This is a genomic window from Arthrobacter bambusae, from assembly GCF_022606295.1.
Classification (GTDB): Bacteria; Actinomycetota; Actinomycetes; order Actinomycetales; family Micrococcaceae; genus Arthrobacter; species Arthrobacter bambusae_A.
Genome location: NZ_JAHHZS010000019.1, coordinates 1 through 16,957 on the forward strand (window position 1 = coordinate 1; position 16,957 = coordinate 16,957).

The 16,957-nt window shown below is 66.1% G+C and carries 15 protein-coding genes; 6 read left to right on the forward strand and 9 right to left on the reverse strand.

Annotated features, from left to right (window positions below):
• Positions 1–120: 120 nt before the first annotated feature.
• Entirely contained in the window at positions 121–426 is a 306-nt protein-coding gene (locus tag KNN17_RS13875) for a hypothetical protein (protein ID WP_241709625.1), read from the forward strand.
• 19 nt (positions 427–445) lie between these two features.
• On the opposite strand, the gene KNN17_RS13880 is transcribed toward KNN17_RS13875, so the two are convergent.
• Positions 446–1,069 (reverse strand): DedA family protein, encoded by a 624-nt coding sequence (locus tag KNN17_RS13880; protein WP_241709626.1) that lies wholly within the window; start codon positions 1,067–1,069, stop codon positions 446–448.
• Between the two features lie 57 nt (positions 1,070–1,126).
• On the opposite strand from KNN17_RS13880, the gene KNN17_RS13885 reads away from it, so the two are divergent.
• Positions 1,127–1,636 (forward strand): O-acetyl-ADP-ribose deacetylase, encoded by a 510-nt coding sequence (locus KNN17_RS13885; protein WP_241709627.1) that lies wholly within the window; start codon positions 1,127–1,129, stop codon positions 1,634–1,636.
• 43 nt (positions 1,637–1,679) lie between these two features.
• On the opposite strand, the gene KNN17_RS13890 is transcribed toward KNN17_RS13885, so the two are convergent.
• The 3 genes from KNN17_RS13890 to KNN17_RS13900 all read right to left on the reverse strand — a co-directional run bounded on the left by KNN17_RS13890 (position 1,680) and on the right by KNN17_RS13900 (position 5,175).
• Positions 1,680–2,120: an SRPBCC family protein gene (locus KNN17_RS13890; protein WP_241709628.1), complete on the reverse strand. Its 441-nt coding sequence runs from the start codon at positions 2,118–2,120 to the stop codon at positions 1,680–1,682.
• 311 nt (positions 2,121–2,431) lie between these two features.
• Entirely contained in the window at positions 2,432–3,379 is a 948-nt protein-coding gene (locus tag KNN17_RS13895) for an RluA family pseudouridine synthase (protein ID WP_241709703.1), read from the reverse strand.
• Between the two features lie 53 nt (positions 3,380–3,432).
• Positions 3,433–5,175: an alkaline phosphatase family protein gene (locus KNN17_RS13900; protein WP_241709629.1), complete on the reverse strand. Its 1,743-nt coding sequence runs from the start codon at positions 5,173–5,175 to the stop codon at positions 3,433–3,435.
• 151 nt (positions 5,176–5,326) lie between these two features.
• Here KNN17_RS13900 and KNN17_RS13905 point away from each other — a divergent pair, with 151 nt between their 5' ends.
• Both KNN17_RS13905 and KNN17_RS13910 read left to right on the forward strand, forming a co-directional pair.
• Complete coding sequence (locus KNN17_RS13905; RefSeq protein WP_241709630.1) at positions 5,327–5,959, forward strand: winged helix-turn-helix domain-containing protein; 633 nt, start codon at positions 5,327–5,329, stop codon at positions 5,957–5,959.
• Positions 5,952–6,644 carry an SRPBCC family protein gene (locus KNN17_RS13910; RefSeq protein WP_241709631.1) on the forward strand — a complete coding sequence of 231 codons (693 nt, stop codon included), beginning with the start codon at positions 5,952–5,954 and terminating at the stop codon, positions 6,642–6,644. The genes KNN17_RS13905 and KNN17_RS13910 overlap by 8 nt, the downstream gene beginning before the upstream one ends.
• 99 nt (positions 6,645–6,743) lie before the next feature.
• Here the strand turns inward: KNN17_RS13910 and KNN17_RS13915 are convergent, their stop codons facing one another.
• Positions 6,744–7,316, reverse strand: coding sequence for a TetR-like C-terminal domain-containing protein (locus KNN17_RS13915; RefSeq protein ID WP_241709632.1), 573 nt, complete (start codon positions 7,314–7,316; stop codon positions 6,744–6,746).
• A 92-nt stretch (positions 7,317–7,408) separates the two neighbouring features.
• Between KNN17_RS13915 and KNN17_RS13920 the strand changes: the two genes are divergently transcribed.
• The gene (locus KNN17_RS13920; protein ID WP_241709633.1) at positions 7,409–7,897 is read left to right on the forward strand and encodes a DUF4188 domain-containing protein; all 489 of its coding nucleotides are present in this window, start codon (positions 7,409–7,411) and stop codon (positions 7,895–7,897) included.
• A 70-nt stretch (positions 7,898–7,967) separates the two neighbouring features.
• Here the strand turns inward: KNN17_RS13920 and yczR are convergent, their stop codons facing one another.
• Complete coding sequence (gene yczR / locus KNN17_RS13925) at positions 7,968–9,500, reverse strand: MocR-like transcription factor YczR (protein WP_241709634.1); 1,533 nt, start codon at positions 9,498–9,500, stop codon at positions 7,968–7,970.
• Between the two features lie 59 nt (positions 9,501–9,559).
• On the opposite strand from yczR, the gene yczE reads away from it, so the two are divergent.
• Positions 9,560–10,180 (forward strand): membrane protein YczE, encoded by a 621-nt coding sequence (gene yczE, locus KNN17_RS13930; protein WP_241709635.1) that lies wholly within the window; start codon positions 9,560–9,562, stop codon positions 10,178–10,180.
• Positions 10,181–10,274: 94 nt separating this feature from the next.
• Here yczE and KNN17_RS13935 read toward each other — a convergent pair whose 3' ends face one another.
• From KNN17_RS13935 to KNN17_RS13945, 3 genes are all read right to left on the reverse strand, one after another.
• On the reverse strand, positions 10,275–11,147 hold the full coding sequence (locus tag KNN17_RS13935) for an Fpg/Nei family DNA glycosylase (RefSeq protein ID WP_241709636.1): 873 nt from the start codon (positions 11,145–11,147) through the stop codon (positions 10,275–10,277).
• Complete coding sequence (locus KNN17_RS13940) at positions 11,140–16,158, reverse strand: DNA glycosylase AlkZ-like family protein (protein ID WP_241709637.1); 5,019 nt, start codon at positions 16,156–16,158, stop codon at positions 11,140–11,142. The genes KNN17_RS13935 and KNN17_RS13940 overlap by 8 nt, the downstream gene beginning before the upstream one ends.
• A gap of 79 nt (positions 16,159–16,237) precedes the next feature.
• A complete protein-coding gene (locus tag KNN17_RS13945; protein ID WP_078106671.1) occupies positions 16,238–16,873 on the reverse strand; it encodes a DUF4232 domain-containing protein in 636 nt (211 codons plus the stop codon).
• Between the last annotated feature and the right edge of the window lie 84 nt (positions 16,874–16,957).

Here is a 16,957-nt window from a genome sequence, read left to right on the forward strand (position 1 = left end):
TTCGCTTCCCTTCCGACGCTCGCTCACTTATGTGGGTGCTTTTGGAAACCCTCGCTCACTCATGTGAGCGGGCGTCGGGCCGGGAGGGCTTGTTTGTGAGCGAGCGTTTAGGGTTGAGGGATGCCGTCGTTCCAGACCAAGTTGAAGATCACCGGGCTCAAGCCGGGCAATCCGCCGGAATCGGTCATGGCCGCTGCGCTCGAGGCCTTGGAAACCCGGCACCACGTGGAATCCAAGCATCTGGACATTGTTGGCGGCGTCGCCCAGATCAGCCTCCGCTTCCTGGTGGAGCCGCGCGACTACTTAGGTGAGAACAGCGAGGCCCGCGCGTCGGCAGCCATGATGCGTGACGCCGTCGAGCGCGTAGCACTCACAGGGAACCTTTACGTGCTGCGCCGCCAGCGGGGGAAATGGTCGCCGGTTTGAGCCCGACGGCGGGACGCGCCTAAAGGTGCGGCGGCTCGCCCGGCTCGTCCACTGGCGAGCGGTCGCCTCGGCGACGGGTGACGAGCACGCCAACCACGATGCCGATCAGCAGCCCCACGCCGACGCCGATCAGTGAGCTCGCCCAGAAGGGAAGCTTCGTCGTCGAACCGGCCAAATAGCCCAGTTCTATCTGCCACGCGGCCCACAACAGCCCGCCCAAGCCAGCGCAGAGACTGAACCCGCGCGAGGAAACGTCGGCAATTCCCGCAGCCGCCGATGCCGCAAGCCGGCCTCCCAAAATGAACCGGCCGCCGATAATCCCGCCATAAGTGGAGGAGCGGCCGGCCTTGGCGATGGCCTGATGGATGCCCCGGTGGACTTTGCGGCCCCAAGACCAGCGGTCCAGGACATGTCCCAGACGGCGCTTGAAGAGCTGGAAAACGAGGATGTCGCCCAGCCACGACGCGCCGGCGGCCAACAAACCCAAGAGCCACGGGTTGACGCGGCCCTCCGCGGCCAGAGCCCCACCGGTGATCACCAGCATCCCGGACGGTATGGGCGGCAAGATCGCGTTGCCCACCACCATGGGGATGATCCAGACATAGATCGCTGCCCCCCAGCCTTCAGCGGTGGTGATGTCCATGGCCACAAATTACCCCACTTTGGTGCGTCCGCCGGAGCGCCGTGCAAGACTAGCGCCATGCGGCTCGAAATCCTGCAAGGTGACATCACCACGCGCGACGTCGACGCGATCGTCAACGCCGCCAACTCGTCGTTGATGGGCGGCGGCGGAGTGGACGGTGCCATCCATCGCGCGGCTGGCAGACAGCTCCTGGCAGCGTGCATGGAGGTGCGGGAGGGGTATCCGCACGGACTGCCAGTGGGCCAGGCTGTGGCCACCCCCGGGTTCAAATTGCCTGCACGGTGGGTGATCCACACCGTTGGCCCCAACCGGCACGCGGGCCAGAACGATCCGGAACTGCTCGCTTCTTGTTTCCGCGAAAGCCTGAAAGTGGCGGCCTCCCTCGGGGCGGGTTCCGTCGCGTTTCCCGCAATCAGCGCAGGGGTCTACGGCTGGGACCCGCGCGAAGTCGCCACTGTAGCGTTCGACGCCGTAAGCTCCAGCGAGCTGGAACTCGTCGAATTTGTGTTGTTCGGCGCAGAGACGACGGAGGTATTCCGGAGCGTGTTCGGGGCTTCGGGAGAGTAAGGGAAGCGCGCGGACTTTCGCGGGCGGGCTTTCGCGGGTGGCGTCAGGCGGACTGCGCCTCAAGCACGGACTTCAGCTGCGCGAGCTGGCCGACTTCCGACTCCATGGTCTTGGTGATCATCGAACCCATGAGCTTCATGAAGCCCTTGGGCTGGAGGTCCAAGGCAAAGCGTACGGTCGTGCCGCCGTCGTTCTCGTTCAGGGTGAAGGACCCCGTTGGGCGGGCCGGGCCGGCAATGACCTGGAAATCGAGTCGCTTGCCCGGCTGGGCCGCGATGACCTCATAGTCGCCGGCGATCGTGCGGCCACCGGGGCCTGCCATCGTCTGGGAGTAAACAGCACCCTTGTTGCCTGCTTCTCCGCTTGCGAGGGCGACAGTCTTCACACCCGGACGCCACAGCTTGTTGTTCAGCCCGTCCGCCAGGAAGGCGTAGACGTCGTTTGCGGGGCGGTTGATCGAGACTTCGTTTTCAGCGTGGGCCATGTGGTTCCTTTTCGCGAGACCGAACACCGCCCGCGGTCTTTGGGCCGGCAAAACCGAGCATATACGCCCGGTCCCGTCGGCATTGTTGAACGCGCCATTGTTTCGCCGCCGCGGCCCGGGGCGCCCGACGCCCGCTCACGTATGTGGGTGTTTGGCCGCACGCCCGCTCAGCTATGTGGCTGTTTGGCCGCACCCTCGCTCACGTAACCACAAGGTGGACATGTTCCCCAGCTTGGGTGAGCGAGGGTTTGGGGGAAGGGCGCCATATGTGAGCGAGGGTTTGGGGAAAGGGCGCCATAAGTGAGCGGGCGTTAGGCGGGGAGGGCTTCGCTCAACTGAAGGCGGCTGCGGTACTCCACAGGTTGCTTGCTGATGGGATCAACGAAGCGGATGCCGCGGGCCAACAACTGCAGGGGCTTGGAGTAGTCGTCCGGGGCCTTGTCCAGGAGTTCGGGGTAGAACGCGTCGTTCACGATCCCGAGCCCGAGCGAGGCCATGTGCACGCGAAGCTGGTGGGTCTTGCCGGTGTGGGGCTCAAGGCGGTACAGCGCCCGGCGAGTGGTGCCGCCGTCGTGAGTGCCGCCGTCGAACGTTTTCAGCAGCTCAATGCGGGTCTCCGCGTTGGGTTCGCCGTCGATCACTTCGGCGAGGAGGTAGCTCCGGGATTTGGTCATGCGGTTGCGCACGACGGCGGGGAGCTCGACGGCGGGAAAGCCCGCGGCGGGTGCGGCGGCGGAGACACACTCGTACTCCTTTTGCACCTGCCGTTTTTCGAAGAGCACCTGGTACTTGCCGCGGGTCTCCGGATTGGTGGAAAGCAGCAACACTCCGGCGGTCATACGGTCGAGCCGGTGCATCGGGATGAGGTCCGGCAGGTCGAGCTGGTTCCGGAGCCGGACGAGCGCGGACTCCTGGATGTACGTGCCGCCCGGGGTGGTGGGCAGGAAATGCGGCTTGTCGACGACAAGGAGATGCTCGTCTTGGTGCAGGATGCTGATCTCCACTGGCATCCGCGTCTCCGGCGGGAGGGTGCGGTAGTACCAAATGAAGGTGTGCTCTTCGAGGGGAGTGCAGCGGTCAAGGGGCGCGCCGCCCTCGCCGACGATTTCGCCGGCGTCGAACCTGTCTTCGATGCCCTGGGGGTCGATATGTCCCCAGCGGTGCATCATGTAGTCCATCGCGGTGTCCCAAGGTCCCTCGTCCGGGAGGCGCAGGCGGGTGGCGTTGACGCCGTCGCGCACTGGAAGGGGGGATTGCATCACCGGTCTATTCTACCGGGGCCGCAACAAGGGCGGCCCCGGGGCCCAAACACCTAATACGTTGTGCCGCCGGGCAAGGTGACGGGTTTGAGGGGTTGCTGGTCGAAGTTGAAGTCGTTCACCAAATTGCCGAGCTGGGGGTTGTCCTCACGGACGCCGGGCCGCGGATCGGGGCGTCCGTCGGTGGCCGGGTCGAGGCGTTGGCCGTGGAGGAAATCGTCTTCGATGAACTTGGCGTAGGCGTCGTGGCTGAGGACTTGGTGGTCGATGTTGCCCTGTTTGGCGTAGGGGCTGATGACGATTCCCGGGACCCGGAGGCCGTAGCCGTTTTGGTCCACGGTGGGCGGGGTGACGTGGTCGTAGAAACCGCCCCAGTCATCCCACGAGAGGAAAATGGCGGTGCTGTTCCAATCCGGGCCCGACATGACTGCATTGATGAGGCCCGTAACGTAGGCCTGACCGGTGCTGACTAGCGCCGGCGGGTGTTCGCTGACGGCTCCGGTGGGGTCGATCCAGCTCACAGCGGGCAAGGTGCCTTTTTTGGCTGCGGTGTAGAAGTTGCTGAGGGACTGGATGTTGCCGAGCTGGCCGTCCTGCTTCACGGTGTCGAAGTAGGGTAGCGGATTCCAGATGCCCGGTGTCTTCGCGTTCTGCGCCACGGGAGCGCAGGTCATGGCTGCGTCGTCTTGGCAGTCCGGCTCGGTGCCGTTGAAGACGTAGTAGGCCCAGGGCACGTTCTGTTTGTGCAGCAGGTAGGTCAGGTCCGTCCAGGCGTAGTCAGGTGGAGCAAGGAGCTTGGCGGCGGCCAGGAGCTTTTGCTTGAGCGCGTCGGGGAGTGTTGCTTTGTCGATCGCGGCCTGGCAACTCGTATAGGAGTCCGAGCCGGCGCAGTTTTTCGTGATGATGGTGTGCAGTTGGGCGGCAATGTCCGGGGTGATCCCGGCCGCGGCGAGCGCGTCCTTGCAGGCCGTGTTCTGCAGGCCGGCCCGGCATTTGCCGATGATGGTGGACTGGATCGCGGAGGTGAAGTCCGGCGGGCTGCCCGGATTCTGGAGGGCGTTCACGCAGGATTGCGGATCGCCCGCCCGGCTGCATTTGGCCGACCATTCCGAGACCATGTACAGGTGCGCGGGAAGGCTCCAGGATGCGTTGGGTTCGAACATATGGTCCTGCAACGTGAAGTCTTTGGCATACGCCCAGTAGTTGGGGATGTCGCGCGCATCGTGGTAGCCCATGACATCGCTTTGCGTTCCGCCCGCGCAGCCTGGGGCATTGGGTGCGCAATTGCTTGCGGCTTTCTCGGCTTGGGCGATGAAGCCGTCCATTTTCCCGCCGTCGACGTCCGCCGTCGCGTTGTTCTGGCTGTGCGGGCCGCCGGAGTTCCGGTCAGAGGGGTCGTAGTAAGGTTTCACGCACGCGCCGTGGGCCGGATCCGGGACGCACACCGCCGGGGATCCGTTCTGCATCGGAATCCCGTCCGCTCCGGGGAACGTGCCGAAGTAGCTGTCGAACGAGCGGTTCTCCTGCATGATGACGATGACATGCTGGATCTTCGAGATGCCGGTATCCGCCGAGGTGCCTGCCGCGGCTCCGGCTGCAGCGGGTGTGCTGACCGCCACCCATGACGTGGACCAGAATGCGCCGAAAAAGACGGCGGCGCCAACAATCGCGATGACCCCGACGATGGACAAGGCAGCGAGGCCCGGACGCCGTGAGGCCCAGGCCCGGATCCGCCGCCTGCGACGCCTGACTGGCCGGTCGGCTCCGGACTCAGCGGGCGGACTATTGAACCTCATCTTGCACCTCACGAACGGTGATACCCGCAGGGTACTCCTTCGCTGACCGCAGCGGTACAGGCTCGCATGACGCCCAATGACCGAGCCGCGCCATCCTCCGACGATAAAATAGTTCTTGACAATAAAAGTTGTCGGTGGCCAGAATGGAAGCATGTTGGACATCGAAGTGATCGAGGATCCCGCCGCGGCGGAAGCGTCGTTGGACCCGATCCGCACCCGTATTCTGCAGGAGCTTGTCGAGCCCGGTTCCGCCACGCAGCTGGCGGTCAAAGTGGGCCTCCCCCGGCAGAAAGTCAACTACCACCTCAAGGCCCTCGAGCGGCATGGGCTCGTCGAACTTGTCGAGGAACGGAAGAAGGGCAACGTCACCGAACGCGTTTTGCGCGCGACGGCGGCGTCGTACCTGATCTCGCCGGTGGCGCTTGCATCCGTGGCGCCGGATCCCCGACGCTTCTCGGACCGCTTTTCCGCTTTCTGGCTCCTGGCCCTCGCGGCCCGGACCGTCCAGGAGATGGGCAAGCTGATAGCAGGCGCCGCAGCGGCCAAGAAGACGCTTGCGAGCTTCGCGATCGACGGCGAGATCACCTTCCGCTCGGCGTCGGACCGCGCCGCTTTTGCCGAGGAGCTCGGCGTCGCGGTGACCCGGCTCGTGGGTAAGTACCACGACGGCGGAGCTGCCGCGGTGGCGAGCGGCGCGCGCAAGCACCGGCTCGTCGTCGTACTTCATCCCGCGCTCAAGACAAACACGCAGCACTCTCCAGAAAAGGAACAGGACAATGACTGACAACCGTGAATTCGAAATCGTGGCCGACACCGAACTGCCCGGCACTCCTGAACGGGTCTGGCAGGCTGTCACCCAGGACACCTCGGCCTGGATGTTCCCCACCGATCAGTGGCCGGCCGTGAAAACCGTCGACGAATACCCCACCCACCTCGTGACCCGGATGGAGGGGCCGGACGGCTGGTTCAACCAGCTCGAGCACGTACTCGAACCGCTCGACGGCGGCCGGGCCAAGCTGCACTATGTCCACAGTGGCATCTTCGCGGACAACTGGGAGGGGCAGTACGACGGCGCCAGCAAGCACACCGAGTTCTACCTGCACACCCTGGGCCAGTACCTTCAGTACTTCGACGGCAAGCCTGTGGTCTTCACCGACATCCAGGGTCCGGCGGCCTCGCAGACGCCCGACGGTTTCGTGAAGCTGAAGAAAGCGCTCGGCGTGGACGGTATTGCGCAGGCTTCAACGGTTCAGGTGGACGTCGACGGCGTGGGGCGGCTGAGCGGAGAGCTCGACTTCTCCAACCAGCACTTCCTGGGCCTGCGGACCGCCGACACGCTGTACCGCTTCTTCGGCCGCCACTCCTTCGGAGCCCCCGTGGGCATGACGGTGCACGATTTCAGCGGCAGCGGCGATTCCGAACTGACCGCCAAGGCCTGGGGCGGGTTCCTGGAGACGGTGTACGCCTAAGTCCTCCGACGCGTAGAACGCGCCGACGCGCAAATGGCCTGGCGACCCCGGAATTCCGTGGTCGCCAGGCCTTTTGCGCGTCGCAGGGCAATTCGGGCGTCATTGCCAGCCGCGCGCCACCGCATCCAACGCCGCGGCGTAGATCCCTTCCCAATCGGTTCCGGAGTCATTCATGTTCGCCAATTCCAGGCTCACCAGTCCGTGGACCTGCCCCCAGATGGACATGGCGATCGTTGCGGCATCATCGCGGCGAATAGTCCCCGTTTCCTGTGCGGCATTCACGGCTTCCACCAGCGGAAGCATGGCTTCCGAGGCGACTGCCGGCGTCGGGCTGCAGTCCACATAGCCGGCGAGGGTGCCGCCAAACATGAGCCGATACAAGGCCGGGTGTTCCAGCGCCCAGGAGCGGTAGGCGCGGCCCAGGTCTCGGAGGCCGCCGCTTTCGGCGAGCCGCTGCGAGTCGCCGAAAGAGCGGAATCCGTCATCGACGGCGGCCGTCAGCAACTGGGCCTTGCCTCCGAAAAGCGAGTAGATCGCCGTCGTTGAGGTCTGGGCTGCCGCGGCAACGTCCCGGAGCGTGACTCGCGCGGGACCATCCCGGTCCACGAGCTCGGCGGTTACCTGAAGGAGCCGCTGCCGGACGAGCTGGTCATGAACGATGGGTCTTGCCATGCCATCAAGTGTTTCATAACATTGTTTCGTAACGACGTTATGAAACTTGACCAGCGGAACTTGAGCTACCGCTCCCAGACCGAAGGATTCAGATGGCACAGGAAATCTTCCCCGGACGCTTCACGGCGGACACCGGGCGCGAGTCGGTGACCGTATTCCTTATCGGAATGCGGGCCAACCGTTGGTGGAAGATCGGCAAGGTGGCTCGCGTGGCCTCGGCGATGCCCACCATGCTCCGCCATCTCGCCGAGCATACGGAGTCCGGGATGCTCGGCTGCGAACAGTGGCTCGGGCGCACCACCATGTTGCTCAGCTATTGGGAGAGCCCAGAGCATCTCAGGCGCTTCGCCGCGGACGGGGATTCGCCGCATTTGGGGCCGTGGCGACGTTTCATGAAGGAAGTCTCGGGAAGTGGTGACATCGGCGTGTGGCACGAGACCTATCAGGTGCCGGCGTCGGGAATCGAGGTGGTGTACAACGGCATGCCGCAGTTTGGCCTGGCCAAAGCCACCTCGCATGTCCCGGTCGGTCCCGGCAGCAACACCGCCAAGCAGCGCATGGGCTCCGGGCGACCCAACTGACTCGCAATAAATGTCGTTCTGAGCCTTCAAAACGACAACGAATGCGAGCTAGTTGGGGGAGACGCGGGATTTAGGCGACCGCGGCGGGTTCCTTGGGCGCCTTCAGGGTGGTCCGGAGCTGCGGTGAGGCGTCGATCCGCGCTTGGGCATCGCGCAGTGCCAGCACCGCCGTCTCGAGTTGGGCCGGGGCCAGCGTGTACGGGACGCGCATGAAATGTTCGAAAGCCCCTCCGACGCCGAAGCGCGGCCCGGCTGCCAGCCGGACGCCGAAGTCCGGGGCGACGACGGTGAGCGCCGTGCTCGACGGCGTGGGCAGCCTGCACCATGCTGTCAGCCCGCCGCGCGGACGTTCCACGTGCCAATCGGGCAGGTGCTCGGCCAGTAGTCCGAGGAGCGCTTCCCGGTTCTGCCGCAGCTCCGCTAGCCGGGCGTCCAATGGTTCGGCGAAGGCCCTGAGCAACCGGGCCGCAGCCAACTGCTCGACGACGGGCCCACCAAGATCCATCGTGGTCCGGGTCTGCACGAAGCGACTGATCGAGTCCTCATCTGCGCGGATCCACCCCGTCCGGAGCCCGGCCCAATGTGATTTGCTGAGCGAACCGATGGTCACCACGGCGGGACTGAATGCCGAGAGCGGCGAGGTATTGACGGCGTCGAGGTTTAGCTCCCGGAGCGTCTCGTCCACTACGAGGACGGTGCCCGTCCCCGCCGCCTCACGCACCAGGCGGCGCCGCTGAAGATTGGACATGATCCGCCCGGTGGGGTTGTGGAAGTCCGGAACGAGGTAGGCCATGGCCGGGCGTTGGTGGCGCATTGCCGCCACCATCCCGTCGATATCCCAGCCGCCCGACGCCGGCTCGACGCCACCGCCCGACGCCGGCTCGACGCCACCGCCCGACGCCGGCTTGACGCCACCGCCCGACGCCGGCTCCGCGACAGGCGGCATGGGCACCGGTACCGTGCGGGAGCCCGAAGCGCGGATCGCGTCGAGCGCGTTGGGGTAGCTGGGATGCTCCACGAGGACCTTCTGCTGCCGCCCGGCGAGGGTCCTCAAGATGATGTTCAGTGCATGCTGGGCTCCCGAGGTCACCAGTATCTGTGCGGCCGTTGTGGGGATGCCGGCTGCCGTGTAGCGGTCCGCGATGGCCTCCCGGAGCGGCGGGAGGCCCACTGCGTCGTAGCCAAAACCGGGCAACAGTGCCGGGAGGTCGATCAACGCGTCGGCGAATGCCCGGTGCACCACCTCGCCCGTGGCCGGCAGCGAAGCGTAGGCGAGGTCAAGGATCCCCTCCGGAGCGGCCAGTCCCGGTCCACTGACCGGAATCGTCCGGTGCGGAATGCCCGTCCGGCCCCGGCTGCCTTGGCCGCCACGGAGGAATCCTTGCTCGCGCAGGCTGGCGTAGGCGGCGGTGACTGTGGTCCGGCTGACGCCCAGGGTGACGGCAAGCGCCCGTTCGCTGGGCAGCGCGACATCGAGCGGGATGCGCCCGTCCATCACCAAAAGGCGTACGACGTCGGCAAGCTCGCGATAGGCGGGAGCGGCGCCGGTGTTCCACGCCCCGAGGAGACGCAGCATGGCTGTGGGGTTCAGGGATCCGGGCATAAGACCAGTATTGCAAACTGGCTATGGAAAGCAATGCCAGTTTTCGGGAGCATGGTTCCATGATAACCCGCAGAATCACCCAGCTCCTGATTGGCCTCGCGATGTATGGGATCTCCCTGGCCATGTTCATCCGGGCTGGCCTTGGCCTGGATCCCTGGGACGTGTTCCACCAGGGCGTTGCGGGGAAGATCGGGTGGAGCATCGGCACCGTCGTGGTGGTTGTCAGCTTCCTTGTGTTGCTCCTCTGGATACCGCTGCGGCAGATGCCCGGCTTCGGAACCCTGGCCAACGCCGTGCTGGTGGGCGTGTTCGCGGACATCGGACTGGCCCTGATCCCCGCGTTCTCGCACCTGGGCGGCCAGATCGGCATGCTCGCAGGCGCCGTGGTCCTCAATGGGATCGCCTCCGCTTGCTACATCGGCGCACGCCTTGGCCCGGGCGCCCGCGACGGACTCATGACGGGACTTGCCCGCCGCACCGGATGGTCGGTGCGTTTGTCCCGGACCTTGATCGAGGTTATTGTGCTGGGCGTGGGTTGGCTGCTGGGTGGCTCCGTCGGCGTCGGAACCGTTGTGTACGCCTTGGCCATCGGCCCGCTGGTGCAGTTGTTGTTGCCCCTGTTCACAGTTCCGGTAAAGGCTCCCTTGGCTGTTCCCGAAGCGGTGCCGGCCGCTCCGTGACGCGGATTCTTCCTGGCGATGCGCGAATTTCCCTACGCACCCGAATTCCGGTGTCGCTGGGGATTTCCCGCGTCGTCAGGCGGATTGGGCAGAGTTAAAGAGCCGGCTGGCACTCGGGGCAGAAGTAGATGGTCCGGTCCTCCATCCCCGACGCCGGTCCCAGCATCCCGCGGCGAATCGGCGTACGGCAACGAAGGCACGGTTGGTGCTCGCGGCCGTACACCCAGTAGCCGGAGCGGGGAATCCCTCGGACTCCGGGGAACGCAGTGCCGCGCGTGATCCTTCGCCCCGGTCCTAAGTTGGCCTCGAGCAGGACCTTGGCTTCCACGAGCATCCCTGCGAGGTCGGGTACGGCCGATACCGGCGTGGCCGGATGCACCCCGGCCAGGAAACACGTTTCGCAACGGTAGATATTGCCGATACCGGCGAGGTTCCGCTGGTCCAACAGTGCGACGCCGATCGGTGCGTCCGGTGCGGCCCGGAGCCGACGAACAGCCTCTTCCGCGTCCCAGTCGGGCCCGAGCAGATCCGGGCCCAGATGCCCCACCGCGCGGGACTCGTCCGGGGTCGGGATCACTTCCAGGACTCCCAAGGAGAAGCCGACGACGTCGGCCGTCGCCGTGCGGAGGACGCATCTGGCCGTGTGGCCGGGTTTCCTCCAACGGCCGCCGGGGGCATAGACCTGCCAGCTTCCCTCCATTTTCAAGTGCGAATGGATGGTCAGGGTGCGGCGGGGTGGTCCGGCCGCCGCCGAACCCGCCTCCACCGGTCCGGGCCCAACGTCCGCCGGTTCCACCAAGCGCATGAGCAGGTGCTTTCCCCTCGGCACCACCTCGGACACGGTCCATCCGGCCAGGTTGAGCGTGGCAAACCTGGGTACCCGGAAATCGGAAGAGACCAGTGTTTGCCCGGCAAGGGCTTTATGCAGCTCCGCGGCAGCCCGCCAGACCGAGTCGCCTTCAGGCACGGATCCTCAATCCCTTCGGCGTGGAGTACGCCCCGGCAGCCGCAAGCGCTAATGCCACGGGGGTGTCCAAGAGGTCATGACCGTTGACCTTTTCCATGATCAGTTTGTCTACCGCTCCTCGCCGCACAACTCCGACGAGCTCGGCAGCGGCAGCCGCCAGGACGTCGTCGTCATGGCTGAAAGTGAGCAGGGTCTTCCCGCCGCGTTCGACGTACAAAACCAAGGCGCCGTCGACCATCACCACCAGGGCACCTGCTTTCCGCCCCGGACGGTGACCCGATCCTGCGTCGACGGCTAACGCGGGCCAGGGGAGGGCTGCGCCGTAGGGGTTGGCGGGATCCGTGGATGCAAGGGCCAAAGCGACAGGCGCGGCCTTGGCGAGTTGGGCATCCTCCGTGAAGGAACGTAAGCGGTCCACCGTTGCCGGAACGGCGAACTGGGCTGCTCCGAGGTGCTCGATGAAGTAGCCGCGGCGGCACCGCCCGGCTTCTTCGAGGCGTGCGAGGACCTTGTACATCAACCCGAATCCGCCCACGATGTTCTCCACCATGACGGAGCCGCGCGTCACGATGCCGTACCTGTCGAGGAGGAGTTCGGCGGTGCCGCGCGCATGGATGGTGGGGTCGACCTCAGGTGCCGGCAAAGCCGACCAGCGGCCGACGGCGAGCGGAGGAGTGGGAGCCGTACCGGAGACCGAGCCGTAGCGTCCGCCCGTGAGCCCGGGCGACCCCATCAAGCCCGTGCCATGCGAACGGCCGAGCCTGCTCATCCGCAGCGACCGGGCACGCGGCGGCCGGGCCGGCTGCTTGTGCGCCGTGCGGCCGCCCGCAATCATCGCGCGGACGGGGGCGAAGGTGTCTCCCGTGATGCGGCCGGCCCAGACGAGATCCCACAGGGCGGCGACCACGGCGTCGTCGCTGAGGACCGCATCCATGCCGCCGGCAACCTCGGTGAGTTGTCGGAAGAAATAGGCGCCGCCACCGCCTTGCAGATATTCCAGAAGGCGGAGCTGGGCATCGCCTGGCTCGAAATCAGGATCCGGGTTGAGCGTCAGTTCCGCGGCTTCAGCCACGTGGAGGCTGATCCAGCCGTCGTTCCCGGGGAGCGAGCCGGCTCCGGACCACAAGACTTCGCCTGCGGCCATGAGCTCATCCAACATGGCCGGCTGATAGTCGGAGATCCGGCTGGCCAGCACCAACGGTTCCCAGGCCGACGCCGGAACGGGCACGCCGGAGAGTTGATCGATGGCCGTCATGATGCCGTCGAGCCCCCGCAGTGCCGAGGCGCCCCTGCCTCCAAAAGAACCAGGGCCCCCGGAAGAGGGCGCGGACACGTTTTGCCAGGCCGGCAGGAAGCGCCCGTAAGCAGCCGCGTCCACCGGCTCCACTTCGGCCCGCAACGCCGCCAGCGAACGACGCCGGAGCTTGCGCAGGACCTCGGAATCGCACCACTCGCTACTCATTGGGATCCCGCGGAGCGGAATGGCCGGGAGTTCCGGCGCCTCAAACAGCTCCGGTCCCTCATCGGCCACCGTGTCCGGCGCACTCGGGTGCGGACGGAACTCGCCCTCCACCACACGCCCGTCGGCCGCCAAGCGTTTCAGTGCTGTGCCCACGACGGCGACACCCAGTCCCAGCCTCGTGGCGGCCTCCTCGGCCGTGAACGGTCCGTGGGTTCGTGCATAACGGGAGACCAGATCCCCGAGTGGATCATGGACGGGTTCAATGAACGCCAAAGGCACACCCATGGGCAGCGGAACGCCGATGGCGTCCCGGAGCCGGGCCGCGTCCTCAATGGCGGCGAATCGTTCGACGCCGCCGAGCGTCACCGTGAGGGCGCGGTTGGCCTTGCGTAGCGCCGCCAGATGCAACGCAGCCAGCTCCGTTTCGGCGGCCGATTTCACCGCAGCCGGTTCCGCGGAAGACTCCACTCCTTCGGGCTGCAAACGGGCGGCCACTTCTTCGACACTCAAGGGGCCGAGCAGTCGCAGCAAGTCCGCCACGCCTTCCACGCCTCGGACTTGCCGGTCCGGTGCCAGCCGCTGGAGTTCGAGCTCGGTAGCCTCAATGACCTTGGCATCCAGGAGCTCGCGCAGTTCCACCCTGCCCAGGAGCTCGTTCAGGAGTGTGGAGTCGAGGGCCAAAGCCGCGGCCCTGCGTTCGGCGAGCGGGGAATCGCCCTCATACAAGTACTGGGCAACGTAGCCAAAGAGCAGCGACTTGGCGAACGGGGACGGCTGCTGGGTGGTGGTCTGTACCAAGCGCAGCTCCCGGCGCTCGATCGAAGCGGCAATGTCTTTCAACGCGGGGAGGTCGTAGACGTCCTGCAAGCATTCGCGCACTGTCTCGAGCACGATGGGGAAGGACGGATATTTCTTGGCGACATCCAGCAATTGCGCCGAGCGTTGCCTTTGCTGCCAAAGCGGTTGCCTTTTCGCCGGATTTTGCCGCGGCAACAACAGCGCACGCGCGGCGCACTCGCGGAAGCGGGAGGCGAACAAGGCGCTGCCGCCAACCTCCGCCGTCACGATCTGCTCAAGCTCGTCGGGGTCAAAGAGGAACAGCTCCGCTCCGGGAGGTTCGTCTTCCATCATCGGCACCCGCAGCACGATGCCGTCGTCGGCGGCCATGGCGGAACCGTCCAGACCGTAGCGCTGCTGGAGCCGCTGCCCGACGGCGAGGGCCCACGGCGCGTGGACCGGCATGCCGAAGGGGCTGTGCAGGACTACCCGCCAGTCGCCGAGTTCGTCGTGGAACCGTTCGACCACCAGCGTCCGGTCATTGGGGACGACCTCCGTGGCCTGCTTCTGTTCGCCCAGATACTGGAGCAGGTTGCCGGCGGCGAAGTCGTCCAGCCCGCTGGCCTTGCATCGTTCCAGCGCGGGACCTTGATCCGATGCAGAGAGCTCGCGCACGAATGCTCCGAGCGCCCGGCCGAGATCCACCGGCCGGCCGAGGGAATCGCCTTTCCAGAAGGGGAGCTTTCCGGGCTGGCCGAAGGCGGGGGAGACAAGGACGCGGTCGTGCGTGATGTCCTCGATTTTCCAGCTCGTGGCACCGAGGGCGAAGACGTCACCTACCCGGGATTCGTAGACCATTTCCTCGTCGAGCTCACCGACGCGTCGGCCGCCTTTGGCAGCGCGCGACGCCGGACTCGGCTCCTGCGCGGACGCCGCACCGTCCCTGCCGGAGCCGGACTCGGAGGCCGAACGGGACCCGGACCCTTCGCTTTCCGTGCCGATGATGTACACGCCGAAAAGGCCGCGGTCCGGGATGGTTCCGCCCGAGGTCACGGCAAGGCGCTGTGCCCCGGGCCGGCCTTCGATGGTGCCGGCGTTCCGGTCCCAGATGATGCGCGGCCGGAGCTCGGCGAATTCGTCCGAGGGATACCTGCCAGCCAGGAGATCCAAAGTGGCTTCGAAAGCTGAGCGTGGCAGGGTGGCGAACGGAGCGGAGCGGCGCACGGTGGCGAACCATTCCTCGACGTCGATGCTTCCCAGCGCGGTGGCGGCGACCGTTTGTTGGGCCAGGATGTCCAAGGGGTTGGCCGGAACATGGAGGCGTTCGATCTTCCCGCCCAGCATCCGTTCCACCGTGATGGCGGTGTGGACGAGGTCTGCCCGGTGTTTGGGGAAGAGCACCCCTTCGGAAATTTCGCCCACCTGGTGGCCCGCGCGGCCAACCCGTTGCAGTCCGCTGGCCACCGACGGCGGCGATTCGACCTGGACTACAAGGTCCACGGCGCCCATGTCGATGCCGAGTTCCAGCGACGACGTCGCTACAACACATCGCAGACGGCCGGACTTGAGGTCGTCCTCGATGAGTGCGCGTTGGTCCTTGGACACGGAGCCGTGGTGCGCGCGGGCCAGGACCGGATCGGCGCCGCTGGTGCTTCCGGCCTGCGCCATCATGCGGGCGGGTGTCGCCGTCGAGGACGGCGGCCCCGAGTCCAGCACCGAATCCGCCGGGGCCGCAAACACATCCACCGCCATGAGCTGGCGTTCTGCGTAGATCTCGTTCAGCCGGGCCGTGAGCCGCTCCGCGAGGCGCCGGGAGTTGGCAAACACAATGGTGGACTGCTTCGACAGCACAAGGTCAACGATCTTTTCCTCAACATGCGGCCAAATGGAGGCTTGTGGTTGCAGTCCGGAGGCCGGCCCGGAGTCGAAGGCGCCGGCAGCTCCCGCAAGGTCGGACATGTCCTCCACAGGGACGCTGACGCTGAGGTTCCAGTTCTTGTGCGACGGCGGTGCGACGATTTCCACGGGTGCCGAACCGGCGAGGAACTGCGCGACGAGCTCCCGCGGCTCCACGGTGGCCGAGAGGCCGATCCGCTGGGCGGGCTTCGGCAGCAGAGCATCGAGCCGTTCCAAGGACACCGCGAGGTGCGCGCCGCGTTTGGTACCCGCAACTGCGTGGACCTCGTCGACGATCACAGTGTCCACTTCGCTCAGCGTCTCCCGGGCCTTGGACGTCAGCATGAGGAACAAGGACTCGGGCGTGGTGATGAGGATGTCCGGTGGGTGGCTGAGCAGCGCGCGGCGGTCCGCCGTCGTCGTATCTCCGGAACGGACGCCGACGCTCACCAGCGGGGCCGGCAGTCCGAGCCGTTTGGCGGTCTGCGTGATGCCGATCAGCGGCGAGCGGAGGTTCCGTTCGACGTCGACGCCGAGTGCCTTCAGCGGTGAGATGTACAGGACGCGGGTCTTGCGCTTGGGGGCTTTGGCGCGGGCGCGGCTGCCAGCTTCCTCAAGCCCCGGGAGGGCGTCCGCCGACGCGGCCGGGGAAACCGACAGGAGCCGGTCCAGCGCCCACAGGAAGGCCGCGAGCGTCTTGCCGGAACCGGTGGGTGCGACCACCAAGGCGTGCGATCCCGAAGAAATGGCCTTCCATGCACCGTCCTGGGCAGGGGTGGGCGCGGAGAAAGCTCCGAGGAACCACTCGCGCGTGGCACGGCTGAAGCGGTCCATGGCCGTGTCGCCAGAACCGCCCGGTAGCTCCTGCTCCTGCATTCCTCCATCATGCCTCACGGCACTGACACAACCTCACGGCACTGACACAACAAGGAACAGCGCAGGAATAGGAGCAGCGCTACCCCGCCTGGAACGCCTGGACGCTCAAAAGGTTGATATTGGTGTTGCTGCAGGCCGTACGCTGCTGCGGGATGAAAAGCGAAGCGGTGTCCTCGGGCGGGTAGACCCGGAACCCCGCGGCCTGGGCCTGGGTGCACTCGGGGTAGTTGCCCGCCTGGGTGTAGCGGAGTTGGGCGAAACCGGCCTTCCCTGGAGCGAGAACCACTTGTGTCACAGGCTGGGAGTCGTCGCGCGCGGCGGCAGCGCCGATCGGATCGCCTGTAGCTCCGGACGTGAGTGAGACACCCGGGAAACCATTCAGGACGCAGGGTTCCGTGCCGGTGTTGGTCAGGATGAGTTTCATGTAGACGCTGCCTGCCGCTCCGCCGCCGGTGGAGTCGACAGAAGCCGTCAGCGAGCCCGCTTTGCAGAGAGCAACGCCGGATGCCGTCGTTGTCCCGGAGCTCGATGGGCTGGCGCTGACGCTGGAGCTCGGAGTACTTGAGGCCGAGGTTGACGTCGAGGCCGAAGCCGTGTCGCTTGGCGCGGCTGTGCCCGAGGGCTGGGCTTGGCTTTGGGCACAGCTGGAGAGCAGGAATACCGAGGCTGCTGCCATCGTGAGCAGGAGACCGTTCTTGACTCGCATATTCGTCATGCGCACAGCATTTCGTCGACATTTGCCGGAGTCAACTGCGGCGCGGCAGCGGCGCCGGATTGGCGTCCGGATCGTAATGTTCCG

Excerpts from the sequence above, each read along its gene's own strand:
- KNN17_RS13875 (WP_241709625.1), top strand. The coding sequence starts at position 121 with ATGCCGTCGTTCCAGACCAAGTTGAAGATCACCGGGCTCAAGCCGGGC.
- KNN17_RS13880 (WP_241709626.1), bottom strand. The coding sequence starts at position 1,069 with ATGGACATCACCACCGCTGAAGGCTGGGGGGCAGCGATCTATGTCTGG.
- KNN17_RS13885 (WP_241709627.1), top strand. The coding sequence starts at position 1,127 with ATGCGGCTCGAAATCCTGCAAGGTGACATCACCACGCGCGACGTCGAC.
- KNN17_RS13890 (WP_241709628.1), bottom strand. The coding sequence starts at position 2,120 with ATGGCCCACGCTGAAAACGAAGTCTCGATCAACCGCCCCGCAAACGAC.
- KNN17_RS13895 (WP_241709703.1), bottom strand. The coding sequence starts at position 3,379 with ATGCAATCCCCCCTTCCAGTGCGCGACGGCGTCAACGCCACCCGCCTG.
- KNN17_RS13900 (WP_241709629.1), bottom strand. The coding sequence starts at position 5,175 with ATGAGGTTCAATAGTCCGCCCGCTGAGTCCGGAGCCGACCGGCCAGTC.
- KNN17_RS13905 (WP_241709630.1), top strand. The coding sequence starts at position 5,327 with ATGTTGGACATCGAAGTGATCGAGGATCCCGCCGCGGCGGAAGCGTCG.
- KNN17_RS13910 (WP_241709631.1), top strand. The coding sequence starts at position 5,952 with ATGACTGACAACCGTGAATTCGAAATCGTGGCCGACACCGAACTGCCC.
- KNN17_RS13915 (WP_241709632.1), bottom strand. The coding sequence starts at position 7,316 with ATGGCAAGACCCATCGTTCATGACCAGCTCGTCCGGCAGCGGCTCCTT.
- KNN17_RS13920 (WP_241709633.1), top strand. The coding sequence starts at position 7,409 with ATGGCACAGGAAATCTTCCCCGGACGCTTCACGGCGGACACCGGGCGC.
- yczR (WP_241709634.1), bottom strand. The coding sequence starts at position 9,500 with ATGCCCGGATCCCTGAACCCCACAGCCATGCTGCGTCTCCTCGGGGCG.
- yczE (WP_241709635.1), top strand. The coding sequence starts at position 9,560 with ATGATAACCCGCAGAATCACCCAGCTCCTGATTGGCCTCGCGATGTAT.
- KNN17_RS13940 (WP_241709637.1), bottom strand. The coding sequence starts at position 16,158 with ATGCAGGAGCAGGAGCTACCGGGCGGTTCTGGCGACACGGCCATGGAC.
- KNN17_RS13945 (WP_078106671.1), bottom strand. The coding sequence starts at position 16,873 with ATGACGAATATGCGAGTCAAGAACGGTCTCCTGCTCACGATGGCAGCA.